Source organism: Microcystis sp. LE19-10.1B, assembly GCF_027530565.1.
GTDB classification, from domain to species: domain Bacteria; phylum Cyanobacteriota; class Cyanobacteriia; order Cyanobacteriales; family Microcystaceae; genus Microcystis; species Microcystis aeruginosa.
The window spans coordinates 1-1356 of sequence record NZ_JAPZQM010000373.1; the positions used below are offsets into that span (position 1 = coordinate 1).

Annotated in this window: 2 protein-coding genes; one reads left to right on the forward strand and one right to left on the reverse strand. The window is 41.8% G+C overall.

The genetic code is table 11. From position 1 onward, the window contains the following. Window positions 1-856 (forward strand): RNA-guided endonuclease InsQ/TnpB family protein (locus O9332_RS13440; RefSeq protein WP_288025982.1); only part of this gene is annotated, 856 nt, incomplete at its 5' end. 34 nt (window positions 857-890) lie between these two features. Here O9332_RS13440 and thiS read toward each other — a convergent pair. After that, complete coding sequence (gene thiS / locus O9332_RS13445) at window positions 891-1100, reverse strand: sulfur carrier protein ThiS (protein ID WP_043999042.1); 210 nt, start codon at window positions 1098-1100, stop codon at window positions 891-893. Window positions 1101-1356 lie beyond the last annotated feature (256 nt).

The following is a 1356-nucleotide window of genomic DNA, read 5'->3' on the forward strand; positions in this document are numbered from 1 at the left end:
ACTATCAGAGGATAGAAAGAAAATAACTTTCACAGATAAGAAAAACATTGGGACGGTTAAACTAAAAGGAACTAGAGACCTAAACTTTTATCCTATAGACCAAATTAAACGAGTTAGAATTGTTAAACGAGCGGATGGTTATTATGTCCAATTCTGTCTTAGCGTTGATATTCGGGAATATGCTAAACCCCTAGAACCAACAAAAAGATGTGTGGGATTGGATGTAGGTTTAAAAGTTTTCTACGCTAATAGTGATGGGGAAACAGTAGAAATACCGCAATACTATCGCCAAGCAGAAAAAAGATTAAACCGACTGAATCGGAAGAAATCTAAAAAGTTTAGAAAAGGTCAACCCCAATCAAACAACTACCAAAAAGCTAGAAAGAGATATGCTAGAAAGCATTTAAGAGTAAGTAGGCAACGTAAAGGCTTTGTCGAAAAAGAGGCATTGCGCGTCATTAAATCTAACGATTTTATCGCTCAGGTCAACTTAAATATTCAAGGCATGGTAAAAAACTCTAGACTAGCTAAATCTATTAATGATGTGGCTTGGTCCACTTTTCGGCAATGGTTAGAATATTTTGGTTTTAAATATGGTAAGGCTACGGTAGCAGTAGCCCCCCATAACACGAGTCAAAATTGTTCTAATTGTGGTCAAAAAGTCCCTAAATCTCTATCTACGAGAACCCATATTTGTCCCCATTGTGGCTATGTAGAAGATAGAGATATTAACGCCGCTATCAACATTCTCAAAAAGGGACTAAGTACGGTGGGACACACCGAAACTAATACGCTTGGGGAGAGATTCCCTCTGGTTTGGTTGGATACGTCCTGCCAGATTAAGGAAACTCAGTGAACCAAGAATCCCTCGCTTAAGCGCGATGGGAGTGTCAACCCCCTCCGACAATAGTAACAATTTCTAATTTATCCCCCTCCTTGATTTCCGTGTTTTCCCAATACTGACGATGGAGGATTTCCCCGTTATATTCCACCGCAACTAACCGAGGATTCATGCCCAAATTTTCTAACATTTGCCCTAGTTTAGTTGCGGGTAAACAGGTTTGAGTTTTGCCGTTAATTTGCAAGGTTATTTCTGACATGGATTTGGATACGAACAAATGAATTAATCGGAGGAGTCAGGAGACAGGAGACGGGAGACAGGAGACAGGAGACAGGAGACAGGAGACAGGAGACAGGAGACAGCTTTTTTCTCCTCACACCCTACACCCCACACCCCACACCCCACACCCCACACCCTACACCCCACAACCTCTTTCAAGTCAGGTAGTCACCTTTTCACCCCCTTGGCCCGCGCGTTTTTAATCGGTACTTTTGGTTCGGTGGCGATGATGTGAA